General features: G+C 35.5%; 11 protein-coding genes. 4 read left to right on the top strand and 7 right to left on the bottom strand.

The window, feature by feature from the left end; all coding sequences use genetic code 11:
• The first annotated feature begins 131 nt into the window (after positions 1 to 131).
• Complete coding sequence (locus tag ACOZBY_RS09255) at positions 132 to 500, top strand: hypothetical protein (RefSeq protein WP_031417077.1); 369 nt, start codon at positions 132 to 134, stop codon at positions 498 to 500.
• 180 nt (positions 501 to 680) lie between these two features.
• On the opposite strand, the gene ACOZBY_RS09250 is transcribed toward ACOZBY_RS09255, so the two are convergent.
• Both ACOZBY_RS09250 and ACOZBY_RS09245 read right to left on the bottom strand, forming a co-directional pair.
• Positions 681 to 2,414, bottom strand: coding sequence for an ABC transporter ATP-binding protein (locus ACOZBY_RS09250; RefSeq protein ID WP_036163974.1), 1,734 nt, complete (start codon positions 2,412 to 2,414; stop codon positions 681 to 683).
• Positions 2,411 to 4,153 carry an ABC transporter ATP-binding protein gene (locus tag ACOZBY_RS09245; RefSeq protein WP_422762082.1) on the bottom strand — a complete coding sequence of 581 codons (1,743 nt, stop codon included), beginning with the start codon at positions 4,151 to 4,153 and terminating at the stop codon, positions 2,411 to 2,413. The genes ACOZBY_RS09250 and ACOZBY_RS09245 overlap by 4 nt, the downstream gene beginning before the upstream one ends.
• Before the next feature lie 892 nt (positions 4,154 to 5,045).
• On the opposite strand from ACOZBY_RS09245, the gene crcB reads away from it, so the two are divergent.
• From crcB to ACOZBY_RS09230, 3 genes are read left to right on the top strand one after another with little or no spacing between them, the layout of a single operon-like run.
• A complete protein-coding gene (crcB, locus tag ACOZBY_RS09240) occupies positions 5,046 to 5,408 on the top strand; it encodes a fluoride efflux transporter CrcB (protein WP_036161984.1) in 363 nt (120 codons plus the stop codon).
• A complete protein-coding gene (locus tag ACOZBY_RS09235) occupies positions 5,405 to 5,734 on the top strand; it encodes a fluoride efflux transporter FluC (RefSeq protein ID WP_012294862.1) in 330 nt (109 codons plus the stop codon). Before crcB ends, ACOZBY_RS09235 begins: the two co-directional genes overlap by 4 nt.
• A 14-nt stretch (positions 5,735 to 5,748) precedes the next feature.
• The gene (locus ACOZBY_RS09230; protein ID WP_012294863.1) at positions 5,749 to 6,096 is read left to right on the top strand and encodes a hypothetical protein; all 348 of its coding nucleotides are present in this window, start codon (positions 5,749 to 5,751) and stop codon (positions 6,094 to 6,096) included.
• Positions 6,097 to 6,420: 324 nt separating this feature from the next.
• Here the strand turns inward: ACOZBY_RS09230 and ACOZBY_RS09225 are convergent, their stop codons facing one another.
• From ACOZBY_RS09225 to ACOZBY_RS09205, 5 genes are read right to left on the bottom strand one after another with little or no spacing between them, the layout of a single operon-like run.
• Entirely contained in the window at positions 6,421 to 7,173 is a 753-nt protein-coding gene (locus tag ACOZBY_RS09225; protein ID WP_031416151.1) for a class I SAM-dependent methyltransferase, read from the bottom strand.
• A gap of 14 nt (positions 7,174 to 7,187) precedes the next feature.
• Complete coding sequence (gene ablA / locus ACOZBY_RS09220; protein ID WP_012294865.1) at positions 7,188 to 8,576, bottom strand: lysine 2,3-aminomutase; 1,389 nt, start codon at positions 8,574 to 8,576, stop codon at positions 7,188 to 7,190.
• Positions 8,566 to 9,354, bottom strand: coding sequence for a thioesterase II family protein (locus tag ACOZBY_RS09215; protein WP_012294866.1), 789 nt, complete (start codon positions 9,352 to 9,354; stop codon positions 8,566 to 8,568). The genes ablA and ACOZBY_RS09215 overlap by 11 nt, the downstream gene beginning before the upstream one ends.
• A gap of 2 nt (positions 9,355 to 9,356) precedes the next feature.
• Complete coding sequence (locus tag ACOZBY_RS09210; RefSeq protein WP_031416154.1) at positions 9,357 to 12,554, bottom strand: condensation domain-containing protein; 3,198 nt, start codon at positions 12,552 to 12,554, stop codon at positions 9,357 to 9,359.
• Positions 12,555 to 12,576: 22 nt separating this feature from the next.
• Positions 12,577 to 17,433, bottom strand: coding sequence for a non-ribosomal peptide synthetase (locus ACOZBY_RS09205; RefSeq protein ID WP_099805339.1), 4,857 nt, complete (start codon positions 17,431 to 17,433; stop codon positions 12,577 to 12,579).
• Positions 17,434 to 17,435: the final 2 nt, after the last annotated feature.

Below are 17,435 nucleotides of genomic sequence, written 5' to 3'. Positions count from 1 at the left end.
CCTATTCCACTCCTGTAAAAAAACAGCAAACAACATTTATTTTCAAATACATCCAAGCATCATTTTTATTTGACACGAATATACTGTAGCAGCTAGCTAAGTTCACTTTCAGGAAGGGAGTTGTTAAAAAAATGGGTGCTAAATGGATTAAGCTCTCAGTCTTGTATTTATTGATTGTTTTTGCTTTTGGACTGTTTATGCATTATACTGTTCAACTTCAATGGAAAACGACACATGCTCATATTGGTGTGGTAGGTTGGCTGACTACTGGATTCATAGGTTTCATTTATTCGACTTATAAAGATGCTGCGGAAACAGGTCTCGCCAAAGCACAGTTCTGGCTATACAATATTGGCCTACCATTCCTATTAGTTGGCATGATGATGGTCTATCTAGATGTGCCAAGGTGGTTATTTGAGCTATTCGTTTCTGGTGGTGGCATTGCCGTAGCCCTTTCCGTCTTATTATTTTTTATCAATGTCTTGAAATATGTGAAATGAATAAAATACCCTAATTTAATAGAAGTTAGACTATAGATCAAACCTAAAACGTTTGAGCTGCCTATAGTCTTTCTTTTTTCTTTTCCATGAGCGTCTTGAGAGAAAATGACAAAAGCCATCGAGAATGCATTCTCGATGGCTCCTATCTACGGTCTGACCCGCAAGATTTTATTATTTAAATTATTGTAAGGAATTGGCTTGCATTTGATACATCTTTTCATAAATACCGCCAAGCTCAAGCAATTCATCATGTGTGCCATTCTCGACAATTCTCCCTCGATCTAGCACTAGGATTCGATCTGCGTTTTTAATCGTAGAAAGTCGGTGGGCAATAATAAACGTTGTCCGTCCTTTTTTCAGGACATCCATTGCATGCTGAATAATTTCCTCTGTCTCTGTATCAATATTGGATGTTGCTTCATCCAGTATTAAAATAGCAGGATCGAAGGCAAGTGCTCTTGCAAAGGAAATGAGCTGACGTTGTCCTGAAGATAATGTGCTTCCTTTCTCGATTACAGGCTCATCATATCCGTTTGGCAAATTCGCTAAAACCCGTTCTCCTCCAACAGCATTCAAAGAATCTTTAATCTTCTGTGGAGAAATGTTTGGATTATTTAAGCTCACATTGGAGGCAATGGTTCCTGTGAATAAATAAGGGTCTTGAAGCACAATTCCCATATGCTCCCGCATTGTTTGTCGAGGAACAGATGTAATATCAATGCCATCAATGGAAATCTTACCTTTCGATGGATCATAGAAGCGGAACAATAAATTCATAATCGAACTTTTCCCTGAGCCTGTATGACCAACTAAGGCAATAGTTTCGCCTTGATGTGCCTCGAATGATAGGTTCTTAAGTACATATTCATTATCTTTATAAGCAAATGAAACATCCTCGAAAAGGACATTGCCCTTATATCTTGGTAAACTTTTTTCTGAGACAGGCTCACCATCTGTATCTAGCACCTCAAACACCCGTTTCCCTGCAATAAGGGATCGTTCAAGCTGAGAAAATTGGTTCACGATATTCGTAATAGGATTAAATAGCTTTGTTAAATAATCGACAAACGCATATAATGTCCCCGCTGAAATGATTTCTGTGGCTGTGTATGATTGTGTACCAAAATAGACAATAAAGACAGTAAACATAATAAGCCTTAAAGTATTGACAAGGTTAAAGGAAGTAGCGGAATCAAGAACTAACAGCTTTCGCTCATATGCGTAATGCTCGTTATTCATATCATCAAATTCCTTTGTCATTTGTTGCTCACGTCGGAATGCTTGAATAATTGTCATCCCCTGGATAGATTCATTGATCATGGCATTAATATCAGCAATTTTCGTACGGATAACATCATTATATTTGGAAGCAACTTTTCGATATAAAATCATCCATAAATACACAATAGGAATCATCGTTAAAGCAAGCATTGCCATTTTCCAATTTAAAATAAAGAGTGCTATATAAACGCCAAAAATGGATATGAAACTCGTCACAAAATTGGAGAGTACCTGTACATATAAATTTCGAACCGCCTCTGTATCATTTGTAACACGCGCAACAATTTTGCCAGCTGGTAGATTGTCAAAGTACTGGATCGGTAAAGTTTGTATATGCTCAAAAACATCTTTACGTAATTTTTGAACAACCCGATTTGCACCAATTTGTAAATAAATATACATAAAATAGCGTAATATCGCCGTAGCAATGGCTAATAGTAAATAAACAATTAGTAACCACGTAATCGGTTTGATTTCAATATGACCAATCGTCATGTAATTATCAATAATATGTTTAGCAATAAATGGCCCAACAAGCTCCGTAAAAACGGCGATTGTCAGGAAGAATAAGCCTAGAAAAATAGGCTTTTTAAAATACATTGCATAGCGCATTAAACGTTGACTCGTACTCATGAGGCACCTCCTTCTAGCTGCTGACGGTCAAATTGCTCCTTGTACCATCCTTGTCGTGAAAGAAGTTCCTCATGTGTTCCTTGCTCAACAACTTGCCCATCATCCAACACGATAATAATATCAGCATGTTGAATACCCGATAATCGGTGTGTGGTAATAATCGTTGTTTTTCCATCACGCTCTCGCTGAATATTTTCAATAATTCTTGCCTCTGTCTTCGCATCAACAGCAGACAGTGAATCATCAAGCATTAAAATTTCAGGGTCCTTAATTAGCGCACGAGCAATAGATACACGTTGCTTTTGACCGCCTGAAAGAGATACACCTTTTTCGCCTACAAGCGTTTCAAGACCCATTGGTAGATTTTCTAAATCCTTTTCAAAATATGCAGCCCGTATCGCCTGCTGTAATTCTGCCTGCGTCGCATCTTCTTTCCCGAATAATATATTTTCACGAATGGTACGGGAGAATAACACATGATCTTGTGGAACATAGCCAATCCAATCAAGAATTTGCTCCTTCGTTTGAGCAGTAATATCAATACCGTCAATGGAAAGCTGTCCCTGACCGATTGGATATTCTCGTAATAATTGACGGAGGAAGGTAGTTTTCCCGGCGCCAGTTTTTCCAACAATTCCAAGTGTTTGCCCTTTTTTCAATGACAGTGAAATTTGTTGTAGGTTTTTCACTTGGCTCATAGGATATTGGAAAGTTAAATCATCAAAGCCAATTGCTTTAGGTGTCGCAATCATTTGTGGATTCGGAATATTTCGAACATCCACCTCGTAGTTTAACGTTTCCTGCACACGATCGAGTGATGCATTCCCTTGTTGCATGACATTGATCAGCTCGCCAATGGCAAATATTGGCCAAACCGCTAATCCTAAATAGACATTAAAGGTTACAAGTTGCCCTACTGTCATGGCCTCTGTCGCTACTAAATGAGCACCATACCCAAGCGCAACAACATAACTGATTCCTGTACCCACTTTAGTAATAGGGCCAAATAAAGCGTTAATTTTAGCTGTATGAATATTTTTTGCATAAACGATTTCACTCATATCCGCAAAATTAGCCTCATCCTTTTTTTCCTGCACATAGGCACGCACTACTCGCACACCTGCTACTGATTCAAGGACACTATCGTTCAATTCCCCAAAAGAATCCTGAGCCTTCATATAACGTTCATGTACAATTTTCCCTAAATATTGAATGAGGATGGCCATAATAGGAACTGGTAGCATGGCAAATAGTGTTAACTTCCAAGAAATCATATAGCCCATCGCAAAAATGATAAACCCCATATAAATCGTTGAGTCAATCAACGTCATGATCCCAAATCCAGCAGTAGTGGAAACGGCATTTAAGTCATTTGTTGCCCGAGCCATTAAATCCCCTGTGCGATTTTTTTCATAAAAGGTTGGAGTCATACGTAAAAAATGCTGCATCAAATTTCGACGTAAAATTTTTTCAAGGTTAATAGCCCCTTCAAATAGTCGGAATTGCCACACAAAATTCAGCAGATAGCCCCCAATAATGATCCCGATAAAAATAAACACATACTTTGTTAAAATTGCTGGCGTCATTTCACCTGCTGTCAAAATATCAATAATTGAGCCCAGTAAATATGGAGGAACAACCTCTAACCCACTAGCAATCATCAATAGCACAATCGCGACTGTATATTGTTTCCAATAGCGTTTAAAGAACCAGCCTAATTTACTTAAAACATCAAACATACATAATTACCTTCTTTCTTCCGTGCTGTTGTGGCATTGCTACCCACTTTCTAGAAATTCCTTTTTGAAAATCATTCGACGTACAGTGTTTCGCATAAACATACACTCCTTTTTTGATTTTTACTATAACCTTTTTAGGCACCAAAAAAGACACATACCCCTCAAAAGAGCATGTGTCTCTTATAAAAGGCCGGATGAAATCCATACCTTTGTGTGCAATCTTAAATAAGCGTTAGGCATGGACAATGTATGTAGCTGTGATTAAATATGATACTGATAAAATTAACATTGTCATGCCCTCCTTTAGTTTATTTGTTATAGTGTTCTTGAAGATTATCACACTATAGAAATAATTGTCAACTATCACACTGTTATTTTTTATCATTTCCGGAAAATAGTTAACGCTTTAAAGCACTAAAATACAATTTTACACCTATGCTCAAAAGGAAAGCATGTTCGACATTTATTACTTTTAACATTACATCATTTTTTTAAAGCTGACATTAACCTAAAGTCTGAAATGAGCAGCCCCAAAAATGCTGCTACGCGCTCAGCATTCGGATAAACCGTAAGCGATGTTTTATGATGTATTTCCTATCACTTTTTTTAGCTAGAATCTCGACTACACTTTCTCTCAAAACCTGCTGTAAATCTATTTTTATATACTATATTTATATATTATTTTGTTACAACAAAATCGTTCACCCTACTAATAGTACTAGCTATAAACTAGCTAAGTAATTAAATAATAATTAGAGACATATTCGTTCATTTGTTAGCATTGAAAGTTGAAAACTCGATTTAATAATATTCCCAACATCGAAATATTTCTAAAATTTTCTTCTCGTGATACACTTTTTAATAATAGTCATTTTAGTAAGGGGTCTTTACGTTGAAATCATTTTTCACTGTTGGGATTGGTGGCATTCTTGGAGCCATTTGCCGGTATGGGCTGAGTCTTGCCATTCCAAACTCGGAAGGATTTCCATCCACAACATTATTGATAAATTTACTTGGCTGCTTTTGCCTAGCATGGCTTTTCACTACTTTTACAAAGCGCACACCTATTGTCCTTGGGATTGGCACTGGTTTTTGTGGGGCCTTTACAACCTATTCGACATTTTCCTTAGAGACATTATTACTCGTTCAACAAAATGAGTGGCTCCTAGCAGTTCTCTATGTTGTCATAAGTATTGCTGGTGGTTTATTCTGCGCCTGGCTGGGTATACGACTAGCAAGGGGGCGACTGGCATGATTCTTGTTGGAATTGGAGGATTTTTAGGCGCCATTTCAAGGTTTTATTTAGGTAAATTATTGGCCCATCCTTATCCGTGGGCAACTTTTATCATCAATTGTACAGGTTCCTTTGCACTCGGTCTTGTTTTTGCCCTCCATCTCCATGATTGGTTATGGCAGCTGATCGGCATTGGTTTTTTAGGAGCCTATACGACATTTTCAACTTTTGGATTTGAATCATTACAGCTAATTGAACAGCAAAAATGGGGGCAAGTTATAGGCTATATAGCTAGTACCCTGTTGTTTGGCATACTATTTGCCACTATTGGTTTTATAGCCGTGTAAAAGAGGTGATATGGATGACACAGCTATCCAAAGAGCTACTACTAGAATTGGAACTTGAAATTGAACAAGCACTATATTCCCTAATCGACCTAGAATTAGCAGAAAATTATGCAGCTATGAATAGACAATTTGCTCAATTACTGGCAAAGGTTCAGGCAGCACAGCTAATCGATTATAAGCTTGATGTTCTCGTAGAGCCTCAAGCCTTTGCAACGGAGACTTGTATTCTACTACAAAGCTTAATAGAAGCGAAGGCAAGGCCTAATAAGCGACATAGATTATTAACACATCGGATGATATTAAAAATATGGTTACGTAAAAATCAACGATTCATGAGGGAATTTTTACCTCAAATGTTTTAGGCGTCTCTTAGTTTTATAAGGGCGCCTCTTTTAAATGTATAGGTTCTTTTATTTTCCTATCCACTGTCGAATCAAATACAGTTGTCTATTGTGAATCTTAGCCTTTTTCCTTCTGTCATCATGTGCAGTTGAATGACGTGATTTACCTCAAAACTTGACCCAATGTATTCTTTTGCCCTTGACCTACTGAAAATTGGTCTCATACTACTTTCAACAAAAAAAGAAAAAGTTCGATTTGGTAAACAAATCGTTTACCAATCGAACTTTTAAGGACTTGAAGAACAAACACTTTTTATTGCGGGGTTCTTTCATTATTAAGTGCTATTATTTTATTGCTTCATACGTAAATACCTGTGAACCATCTGTTGGATATTTATTATACTCATAATCTGAAGAAATTGTTACATCCTTAAATCCAATATCTTGTAAAATTCCTCTAAACTCTTCTACTCCATACCACTTTAACGGGAAGATCTCTAACTCAGTATCAATTAGTTTAGTGTTTTCCCATTTCTGATATTTATTGTGAGTAATCGTAAATTGATTAATGTAATCCACATCTACCAATACTTCTTCCAATGTTATAGAGTCACCGTCTTGATTCTTAAATACTCTAGTTGAAACATACCCCTTCTCAAACGAATCAGGAAGGAAAGTGTCTACTATTAAACGGCCTCCATCCTCTAAATGATCATAAAAACACTTTAAGGCTTTTAAAGAATCTTCTCTTTGATGTAATAATAGGAATGAACCAGTCGGAATAATAATCGCCTCATATTTTTGTTCCAAAGAAAAATTGCACATATTTAATGAATATAGATTTGGTGTAAGCTCACTTTCTGCACAATTTTTTTTGCATAATTGTAACATGTCATCAGAAAGATCAAAACCTTCAATATTTAGTCCTTTATGCAATAAAGGTATTAGGATACGACCATTACCAACGGCAGGCTCTAATATCTTTCCCTTTACACCTTCTAACCTTTTTGAATAATACTCTACATCTCCAAATGATTTACCAATATATTTATCTATATCATATAATTCTGTAGATAAACTACCATAAAAGCTTACCATCACGATTCCCCTATCTAACATTTATTTGTTTTCTGTGCTTGTAATATTTTCTTTTGTTTTAACACATCTCTATTTTCTCTTTTATCCTTTAATGTCTCCGCTCCCTCTTCTTTATATCTTTCTCTTAATTTATATCGTCGAAGATTTGTAGGAACTAAGCTTTTCGAAGGTTCAGTCTCTAAAAGCTTTGAAACGCCTGTTGAGTCATATGATTTTAAATCATAAACCTCAGAAAAATAACTATCGGCTGTACCTGATTCATAGTGCTTTATCTCTGGATAAGAAGAAATAACGCCTTCATAATTTCTTAAAACTACTTTCTCAGGACTCTGGGAAATTATATAATTTGGCTGTAACGCTATCTTCCCACCTCCGTTTGGTGCATCTACCACGAATGTTGGCACAGCATAACCAGAAGTATGTCCTCTTAAAGATTCAATTATTTCCAATCCTTTAGAAATAGGTGCTCTAAAATGGCTAATCCCCTCAGACAGGTCACACTGATAAATATAATATGGTCTAACTCGGATTTTCACTAAATCATGCACTAATTTTTTCATTATTGGCACACTATCATTTATCCCTGTCAGTATAACAGACTGATTCCCCACTGGAACCCCCGCATTGACTAACTTCTCGCAGGCTTCTTTCGCCTCATCAGTTAACTCGATCGACGTATTAAAGTGTGTATTTAGCCATACAGGATGATATTTTTTTAGAATCGAACACAACTCAGTCGTTATTCTTTGAGGAAATACGACTGGTGCTCTAGTACCAATTCGAATTATTTCAACATGCGGTATATCTCTTAAACTGCTTAAAATATATTCAAGAATTTTATCGTTAATTAATAAGGCATCTCCGCCAGACAATAAAACGTCTCTAATTTCTTCATTATTCCTAATGTAATCAATAGCTCTATCAAGCTGCTTTTTAGGTACTGCCATTCCCACCTGTCCAGAAAATCTTCTTCTTGTACAATATCGACAATACATGGAGCATTGGTTGGTAACTAGGAACAATACTCTATCAGGATACCTGTGAGTTATACCTGGTACAGGGGAATCTTCATCTTCATCCAATGGATCCTCTAGATCATAGTGACTCTTCATAATTTCAGCAGATAATGGCACTGACTGCATACGTATTGGACATCGTACATCATCAGGATTCATTAAAGATGCATAATAAGGAGTTATATTTAAAGGAATCGTTTGTAGAGAAATTTTGACTCCTTCTTCTTCTTCCTCAGTTAAGTTTACAACTTTCTTTAAATCATCTAAAGTTTTAATAGTGTTCGTTAATTGCCAATGCCAATCATCCCATTGCTCTTTGGTAATATCTTTCCAAAGTTCAATTTCCCTATAATGTCTTCTTTCCCCTGGTTTAAGTTTAGTTTGCATGAATCACCCCTCCTTTGATGTTGGTATAAATATTCATGAGTTCCTGTCTCAATTCTTGAGCAGGCTCCTCACTCTCATTCAAGTAAAAATGACCACCATTAAAATACTTACACTTATAGTCATTGAGCGCCATTTTCTCCCACAGTTTAACTTCCCCATCAGGAACTGCTGAATCTTGTGTACCTAACCAAAGTTCCATTGGATAGTTGACCAATGCTTTATCATCGAATTTAAATGTATCGAGCAAATGAAAATCTCTGCCTGTAACATCCACTATTGAATTGAATAGCCTCGAATCAGACTCAAGCTCATTTGGCACTCCACCTAGCCTTCTAATATCTGCTATAATACTTTCCCTCGTTCGCCTCGTAAACGGAGCTTCAGGATGCGTCGCATGATTAGCTACAGTTATGGGGGACCTAGCAGCTGAAATAATTAATTTTTTAATATATTGACTTTTCTCATCCAATAAACTTGATAAAGCATAGACAAATAGTCCTCCCAAACTATGACCAAATAAAACGGCTGGGCGATCAATATAATGAAATACTGTTTTAAATAGATATTCTTTTGCCTCACAAAATGTTGATAGGAAAGGTAAATCATTTGTCATTCCTCTACCAGGTAATTCAAACAAACATACTTCTACATCTTCAGATAAATCTCTCACTAAAGGAACCATTGAAAGTGCTGAACCTCCAGCATGATGAAAACATAGCAATTTTAATTTTGCATGTGGATTTGGGTTATATACTAAATAGCCTTTTTCTTGTTTCATCTTCACAATCTATGACCACCTATTATTTTCATAGCTTCCTCTACTGTAAGCTCGCCTTGTTTCACTTTTTCAAGTACTTCAATTTTGCTGTAAGATGGTATAGTACTTTCTGCAATAGGCTCTGCCTCTTTTCTAGCCGTAATTTCTTCTACAAACCGATTGATAGTTGGATATCGGAAAAGATCACCCACTACAAACTCATAAGAAGGTAACACTTTTCGAAGTAAGTTATATAATTTCAGTACAATTAAAGAGTGGCCACCTTGATCGAATAGACTCCGATTCAACTGTACTTTCTTTCCTAAAACTACTTCCCATGTCTCTCTTACCATATCAACCATATCGCCTGACATTGAGATAGTCGACGTAGCGGTTAATTGATTCAGTAATTCTTCAGCTTGTTTCCTTAGCGACACTCTATCAATCTTGCCATTCGTATTGCGAGGTAGCTTTTCTAATGGAACGATTACATTCGGAATCGCAAAATCCGGAAGTATCTTAGAAATCCTACTATTAATGGTCTCAATACTTTGGTCTGTCCCACTAACAAAGGCAATTAAAGTATTTTCACCGTTATTACTTGGAAGACAGCTAACAAAGCATTCCATGCCAGGTTGAAGTGATAATAACGCGTTCTCTACTTCACCTAATTCTAATCGATAGCCTCGAATTTTTACTTGCTGATCACTGCGTCCATAAAATTCAATCACTCCATTAGCATTTAATCTTACTAAATCACCAGTCCGGAAGTAGCTAACACCATCCAGAGTATAACAAGTGGAGGTAACGAAACCATCCTCGGTTACATAGCCTTTTGTTACTTGTTTCCCTCCAATGTGTAGTTCGCCTATCATGCCAGGGGCTACAGAATTACCTGATTTATCAACAATTCTCAGCATGGTTCCCGGTAATGGTTTACCTATTGGGCAAAGTCCTGATTTAGAACTATCCTGATTGTTATTACACTTATAAACTAGAGACTCAATTGTACATTCACTTAGACCATAGCCATTATAAAAATTGATACCTTCCCAAAGCATGTCACATATTTCATTCTTTTCTTCAAGTCTGAACGTATCAGCACCTACTACGATTGTTTTTAAATCTTTTAAGACCCTATTTTCTTCATTTAAAAAGTGGATAAATTCCCTTACTAAAACAGGGGTTGACTCTAAAAATGAAATATTATATTTAGCTGCCATTTCTGCTAAATAGGCCATATCAATTCTTTTTTCTTCCTCGCAAATAAACAAATATCCATTCGTTGACCATGCCTTCAGCAAATCACCTAAAAAAACATCCGATGTCCAGCTCCCTAGTTGAAGAACATACTGTTCACTATCAAGGTGATAAAATTGTTTCCAGCTTTGTATGATTTGTAACAACCCTTCTGCTTTTAATGAAACGATTTTAGGTTCTCCTGTACTACCAGAAGTAGAAATATAATATGCCACATCTCCTGGGTTAAACTTGTAGGCCTCACTTATTATTTCTTTCTCATCCGTACTACGTTCAATAATAGCTGGAATGTTATCTAGGAATAATAATGTTTTTGGCTGCAATATCTCTAATGTACGTTTAGTTCTTGCTTCAGGTATACTCGTATCAATAGCACACCATGCAGCGCCTATTGTCCAAGCAGCAAAAATACCGATTGCTGTTTCAATACCTTTTTTTCCTACCAATGCAACAGTATCCCCACTCTGTACTCCTTCTTTGAGTAGTTCATTAGCCACAATATTGATATATCTTTTCACATCTTGATAGCTTAAATTTCTTTGATCATCTGAAATGGCTAAAGAATCTTCCCTGTAGTCTCCTAAAATAGAGTGAATCGAAAAGTTTTCAGACGTTGCAGAAACATCTGTCGTTAAAACATTTTTTAAATATAGCTCTTCGATTTGTGTTAAGTTAATATTTTTAACCAACATATTATTATAGTTATCTATATTTTCAAATATATACTCAAGAGAATCTAGAAGTCTCAGAAGCTCTGTTTGCTCATAACGTTGTTGATCCCAACCTAATCGTAAGCATATAGAGCCTTGTGTAATATCAAATGTTACTGATAAAGGATCAGAGCTTGTTCCATACTGGTGAACCAAATCACCATTCTTTTTATTAGTTAAGCTTCCCTTGAAATTTTGGAAAATGACAGAGGTTTTAAAGATTTCTGTATTTCCAGATACACCACCAAACTGTAATAATTTAGAATACGGAATTCCGCTATTTTCAGAAACATCTTGCAGATGATCCATTGTCTGGAGGCATACTTCTTTTAATGTTAGTTCATCTTCTATACCTATTTTGACTGGTAATGTGTTTATGAGCATCCCGTTCATATCACTCGACTCTAGTAATTGATACGGCCTTAATGCAAAAGTCGAACCTACGTATAGATTATTCGTATGTTGATATCGATTAATCAACACGCCCCATATTGTTAAAGCGACACTTGAAGTAGTCACTCTGTTCTTTATGCTATAGGCATGAAGATTTTCTGCCGCTCTCTTACTTAACTCTTTATCCAAATACTTAAATAATGGTTTTTGACCCATATGTTGCGATTTTTCTATCGCTAATGTTTCTGCTTCAGCTAAATCACTTAACACATTTCCCCAATATTTTTCCAGCCCTTTTTGATACATTGGATCATTAATATAATGTAAATATGGTTCGATATCTGGACGAATTGCTAATGAAGTGACATCCTTATTTAACAGCTTAAAGAAATCCTCAAGTGTCTGAGCAATTGACCAACCATCCATAATAATATGATGATGCACCCATACTAATAGGTTTTTAGAAGGTTTCCAGTTTTGAATAAGGTAAAATTGTTGTGTCTTATTTAGCAACGTTCGCTGTAGCCTACCAATCTCACTTTTAAACCAATTCTCTATATTCATAAATTCATCTTGAATCCATAAATAATTAACCTCTAATACATTAATTTCTTCTACATTGCTTTGAATAATTTGGATTGGTTCTATCTCTTGCTCCCACTCAAATTTTGTTCTTAATGCTGGATTAGCTCTGGCAGTATTTAACCAAGCTTCTTGAATCTCTTTGAATGTAAATGAGTTAGGAATTTCATAAGACAAAATTTGCCAATAAGCTTCTGACGCTGGGTCTTTTAATGTTTCCATTAACATAACTAATTGCAATGGTGTTAACGGGAGTTTTTTTTCATTTTGTACCATTCTACGCTAACCTCCTTCCACATTATTTAAGTATGAGAGACATCTCTGATACCGTAGGGTGCTTCAAAAAGTCTTTCGGAGTAATATCAATACCATTGGTACGCAATTTAGATACTATTTGAAGTGATTTAATGGAATCTCCACCGATTTCAAAAAAGTTATCATCGATACCTATTTCGTTAACCTTTAGCACTTCAGCCCAAACCTCTACAATTGATTTTTCCAGTTCAGTCGTTGGCTCCCTAAATGTATTTTGAGCACCGTCTGCAAGGTATTGTGAAGCTTCTAAGCTAAGTAGTTTTCTGTCTCTTTTTCCGCTAGATGTTAATGGTAATTTTTCTAACTCAACGAACATCGATGGGATATACGTTACTGGTAAGTCTTTAGACACTGCTTTTTTCAAATCATCTCTACTCAGACTATCTTTCACATTTAAAGTGTAGAAGCAGACTAGGCATGGTTTGTTATTTTGATCATGCCCTAATACGACTGCTGTATCGTTAACTTGTGGTTGCTGTATAACACAAGCTTCAATTTCTTCTATCTCAATCCTTACACCGTTTACCTTAACTTGTGAATCTTTTCTTCCTAGAAAATCTATACTGCCATTCGCTGAAATTTTTACCAAATCGCCAGACTTGTAAAAGGTTTTTCCATTTCGCTTTACAAAAACTTTGTTCGTTTCGATTTCATTCTTGAAATAACCTTTTGCTAAAGAAGGTCCTCCAATCATTAATTCACCTGGAAAACCTTTTGGAACTGGTAGCCCGGCTTCATCGACCACTTCCATTTCTACATACGGTAATGGAAAACCAATATTATAATGATCTTTTGTTACCTGTTGAACAGTAACTTCAATTCCCGCCTCAGTTGGACCATATAAATTGAATGCTTCGACTTGTGGTAACAACTCATTTATTTTTTTAGCTAATGGAGCTGGTAGTGCTTCCCCACTTAAATGAAGATACTTTAATGGCAATTTGTAATCTTTTTGAGAGTCCATTTCATTAAGCATTAATTGCAACACAGAAGGGACAAAATGACACAAATCAATTGACTCATTACAAATAAATTTCAATAAACCTAAAGGATCACGATGCAAGTCTTTAGGAGCAACAATTAACGTAGCACCCGTACAAAGGGTATAAAATATTTCCCAAACAGATACATCAAATGTATATGGCGTTTTAAACAATGTTTTATTACCAGGTTTAAGTTTATTTTGGTTTTTTTGCCATTCTATACGTAAAGAAGCCCCTAAATGTGGACATACTACACCTTTCGGCTCACCCGTCGAGCCAGAAGTAAACATAAGATATGCTGGATCATCGACAGAGACAGGTCCCATTGCTTTTACATTATTTTTAACTATATTTTTTTCTAGAGTATTTACAACTTCCCATTCTCCATATGGTATTTCATCTATTGTATTTACCATTAAAACCTTTGGATTTAATCGCTCTAATAATTTCTGTGTTCTTGCTATAGGATGCTCCGTATCTAAAGGAACATATACTGCGCCTGCTTTTAGAGCACCTAGTATTACTGCAATGGCATCTATTCCTCTGTCCATATACATAGGCACGTAATCGCCTTTTTCAATACCCATTGATAGCAGTAATGAAGAATATTTTTCTGCTTCTTGATTGAGTTGTTCATATGTTAATGCTCTATCCAGCTCTTGAATGGCAATATAATCCTTATATTTTTTCGCTGCCTCTTCAAATTGACAGTGGAGTGGCTTAGCCTTTTGTAATAGTTTCCCATTATCATTGGAGGATATAATAGAACCTTTAGTAAATGCAGTACCCCATAATTGATCTGGTTCATTAATTAATGAGGCTAGTAAACTCAAATAATTCTTCGCCAGCAATTGAATCTCTACTTCAGTAAAATGGGCAAATGAATATTCTATATGTCCTTTTACTTCTCCATTTTCTACATTGAAGAAACAACTTAAAGGAAATCTTGATCCACCAGTATCTTGCTCGATAAAGCTTGTGTTGATATTCTTTAAATCCATTTCAAGATTCACTTTAAGACTGAATGTATTATTTACTACATCAAGATACTCTCTTTTATCAATGTTAGCCGCAATATCAACAATTGAGAAATCTCCATGAGCAATATTTTCATGAACAGTGTTACTAATTTCAAGCAGGAGCTCTTTAAAAGAGGCCTTTTTATTTAAGGAAAGCGTTAAAGGAACTAAATTAACAAACATTCCAACATCATTTAAATTTTCATTAGTTCTGCCATGATAAGGAATTCCTATCGTTATTGTATCTTGCATGCAATATTTTGCTAAATTTAGTGCCCAAGCAGTTAGTAATATTGTAAACTGACTCAATTTCATTTCCTGTGAAAATTGATCAATTTTTTTACCTAGCTCTCTATGGCTTTCAATCTCTAAAATCTTTCCAATTCTTATATATTCTTCGGATTTCTCTTGAATAGGTAGTTGGGCAAGTTTAAATGCCTTAGATTGCTCAAACCAAAAATCCTTCAAATTTTGATCCTCTGATTTATTAACCAATTTATTGATGTTATTATATAGATTTTCAGAACTACTTGATTTTATGTCATCTATAGTAATTTCCTCATTATAAACTTTAGCTATATTTTGCAGTATATTTTTTAAAGATAAGCCATCACATACAATATGATGAGATACAAGTACAAAAACAGCTCCTGCATTCTCTGTATGAATGATTGCCCCTCTAAACAATAAATCGCTCTCTAACTGGAAAGGCTGATTATAAATTGTCTTTGCAAGAGTGTGAGCCTCCTCCATATTTTTCACCTGTAGGATTTGTATGTGATGATCTACATGCTCTCCTATTTCATCTATATTTCTAATTTTTTGTTCAATTCCATAGGAAGTATTTTCTCTAAAATTCACAAAAAAGGCGGCATTTTTCTTTATGATATTGACAAAGGCGCTATAAAACTTATGTTCATCAAAAAGACCGTTAATCTGAAAAGTAGCGCCTACATTATAAAATGGATTTCCTTCATTTGTTTTCCACAAATACCAAAGACCTTTCTGCATACTCGTTGCAGGAAACCACTCGTTTTGATCAAACATAGTAGGTTCATTATTTGATGATAAGGCTGGTAAAGTAGAAAGAATATCCAATAAATTACAAGGTTTTCTCTGCTGCTGTACTTGCCATGGTAAACAATCAACATTAAACGCTTTTGAAACGTTCATAGCAATTTGTGCTGCGTCTAAGGAATTTCCTCCAACTTCAAATAAATCTGTTTGTGATGAGCATTTTAAGTTTAAGGTAGAAGAAAAAATATCAATAATCTTTTGCAAAGATTCACTTATATTCGTTGAAGATTCAAGTAATTGTTTACTATTAAAATATTCTATATGCTGTTTGTTCAACAATTCACGATCTATTTTACCGTTTCTAGTCAACGGTAAATGTTGATGAAAAATAAGTTGAACGGGTATCATATTTTTAGGCAGCTTCTCTTTCAAATAGCTAAATAGTTCAAGTTCTGAAATCGAGGATTCCTCTTCTAATACAATGGATGCTGTCAATAGCGTATTTGAAGCTATATGTAATGGTAGTGCTATAGCTTGACTTACTCTATTATGTTTTTGAAGAGTACTCTCAATATCCCCTAATTCAATTCTCACTCCATTAATGCTTAATTGAAAATCTTCTCTACCATGGAAATTAAAATTTCCTTGAATATCTCTACTTACAACATCTCCGGTGTTGTAGGCTCTTACATTTTCACCGTCAATTTCTAACTGTTTAAATTTTTCATTTGTCTCATGCGGCAAATTAATATACTCTCGTGCTAATCCATCACCAGATATCCACAGTGTTCCTTTTCTATCTATCTCATGAATGATTTGTAAATTTCGATCTAAAATAAAACACTTTACATAAGGTAAAGCGGAACCAATATGAGGTAGCTTTTTCACCTTGCCATCTGCTCTCTCTACAATCCCAGAAGTACTTACAACAGTCCCTTCACTTGGTCCATAATTGTTTACCACATGAAAAGGTAAATCTTTTGAAGGGTATTTTGTTAGTTTATCTCCCCCTACTAAAAGATATTTTAAAGCTACGTGACTATTATCCCAGTCCAGTTCCATTAGTCGCTCAGCAATAGGGGTAGATACAAATGAATGCGTTACTTGGTGCTTTATCCACGTATTTTTTAGAAGCTCTGGATTAAGTCTTTCATCTAATGTCGTCATATATATAGACGCTCTTGAAGCTATTGCACCCCAAATCTCCCAAATGGAAGCGTCAAATCCAGGTGAAGAGGTTAAAGATACTATTGAATCTTTGGTCACATCAAACGTTTTTGTATGCCAATCGATTAAGCGATTTAAAGAATTCCATTCAACGACTACACCCTTAGGTTTGCCTGTAGTACCTGATGTAAAAACTATATAAGCAGCTGATTTCAAAGAAAAATGAATATTTATGTTAATTTCCTTATGATCCAGATTAAAATGCTGAAGAACATCATCAAGCTTAAAAATGATCTGATCTTGAAAAGCATTTGCCTCATAAATATCTGGATGCGTAATGATGATGCTAGGTTTGATATCGTCAATGATGTTGTCGATTCTGTCCCTTGGTGTTTCTGGATCAATACAAACAATAACCCCACCAGCAATAAATGTTGATAAATGTGCAACAAGAAGAGCAGGTGACCTCCTAAGAACAATTAAAACCTTTTGTTCACAGCCCGGTATAATCCCATTTTCTTGCATAGCGGTTGCTAACTTAAACGATTTATGAGTCAATTGTTTTAAACTGTATTTTTTTTGATTGAACCATAAGCTTTGTCCATCATAGTAATCGATTTCTTCACTAAAAAAACTTTCATAGAAATTTGACATTC

It is taken from the genome of Lysinibacillus sp. NPDC056220 (assembly GCF_049315265.1).
Taxonomy (GTDB): Bacteria; Bacillota; Bacilli; order Bacillales_A; family Planococcaceae; genus Lysinibacillus; species Lysinibacillus pinottii.
This window is presented reverse-complemented; position numbering and strand designations above follow the sequence as displayed.

What these genes read in the sequence shown, in the direction of transcription:
- ACOZBY_RS09255 (WP_031417077.1), top strand. Translation starts at nt 132, where the DNA reads ATGGGTGCTAAATGGATTAAGCTCTCAGTCTTGTATTTATTGATTGTT.
- ACOZBY_RS09250 (WP_036163974.1), bottom strand. Translation starts at nt 2,414, where the DNA reads ATGAGTACGAGTCAACGTTTAATGCGCTATGCAATGTATTTTAAAAAG.
- ACOZBY_RS09245 (WP_422762082.1), bottom strand. Translation starts at nt 4,153, where the DNA reads ATGTTTGATGTTTTAAGTAAATTAGGCTGGTTCTTTAAACGCTATTGG.
- ACOZBY_RS09235 (WP_012294862.1), top strand. Translation starts at nt 5,405, where the DNA reads ATGATTCTTGTTGGAATTGGAGGATTTTTAGGCGCCATTTCAAGGTTT.
- ACOZBY_RS09230 (WP_012294863.1), top strand. Translation starts at nt 5,749, where the DNA reads ATGACACAGCTATCCAAAGAGCTACTACTAGAATTGGAACTTGAAATT.
- ACOZBY_RS09225 (WP_031416151.1), bottom strand. Translation starts at nt 7,173, where the DNA reads ATGGTAAGCTTTTATGGTAGTTTATCTACAGAATTATATGATATAGAT.
- ablA (WP_012294865.1), bottom strand. Translation starts at nt 8,576, where the DNA reads ATGCAAACTAAACTTAAACCAGGGGAAAGAAGACATTATAGGGAAATT.
- ACOZBY_RS09215 (WP_012294866.1), bottom strand. Translation starts at nt 9,354, where the DNA reads ATGAAACAAGAAAAAGGCTATTTAGTATATAACCCAAATCCACATGCA.
- ACOZBY_RS09210 (WP_031416154.1), bottom strand. Translation starts at nt 12,554, where the DNA reads ATGGTACAAAATGAAAAAAAACTCCCGTTAACACCATTGCAATTAGTT.
- ACOZBY_RS09205 (WP_099805339.1), bottom strand. Translation starts at nt 17,433, where the DNA reads ATGTCAAATTTCTATGAAAGTTTTTTTAGTGAAGAAATCGATTACTAT.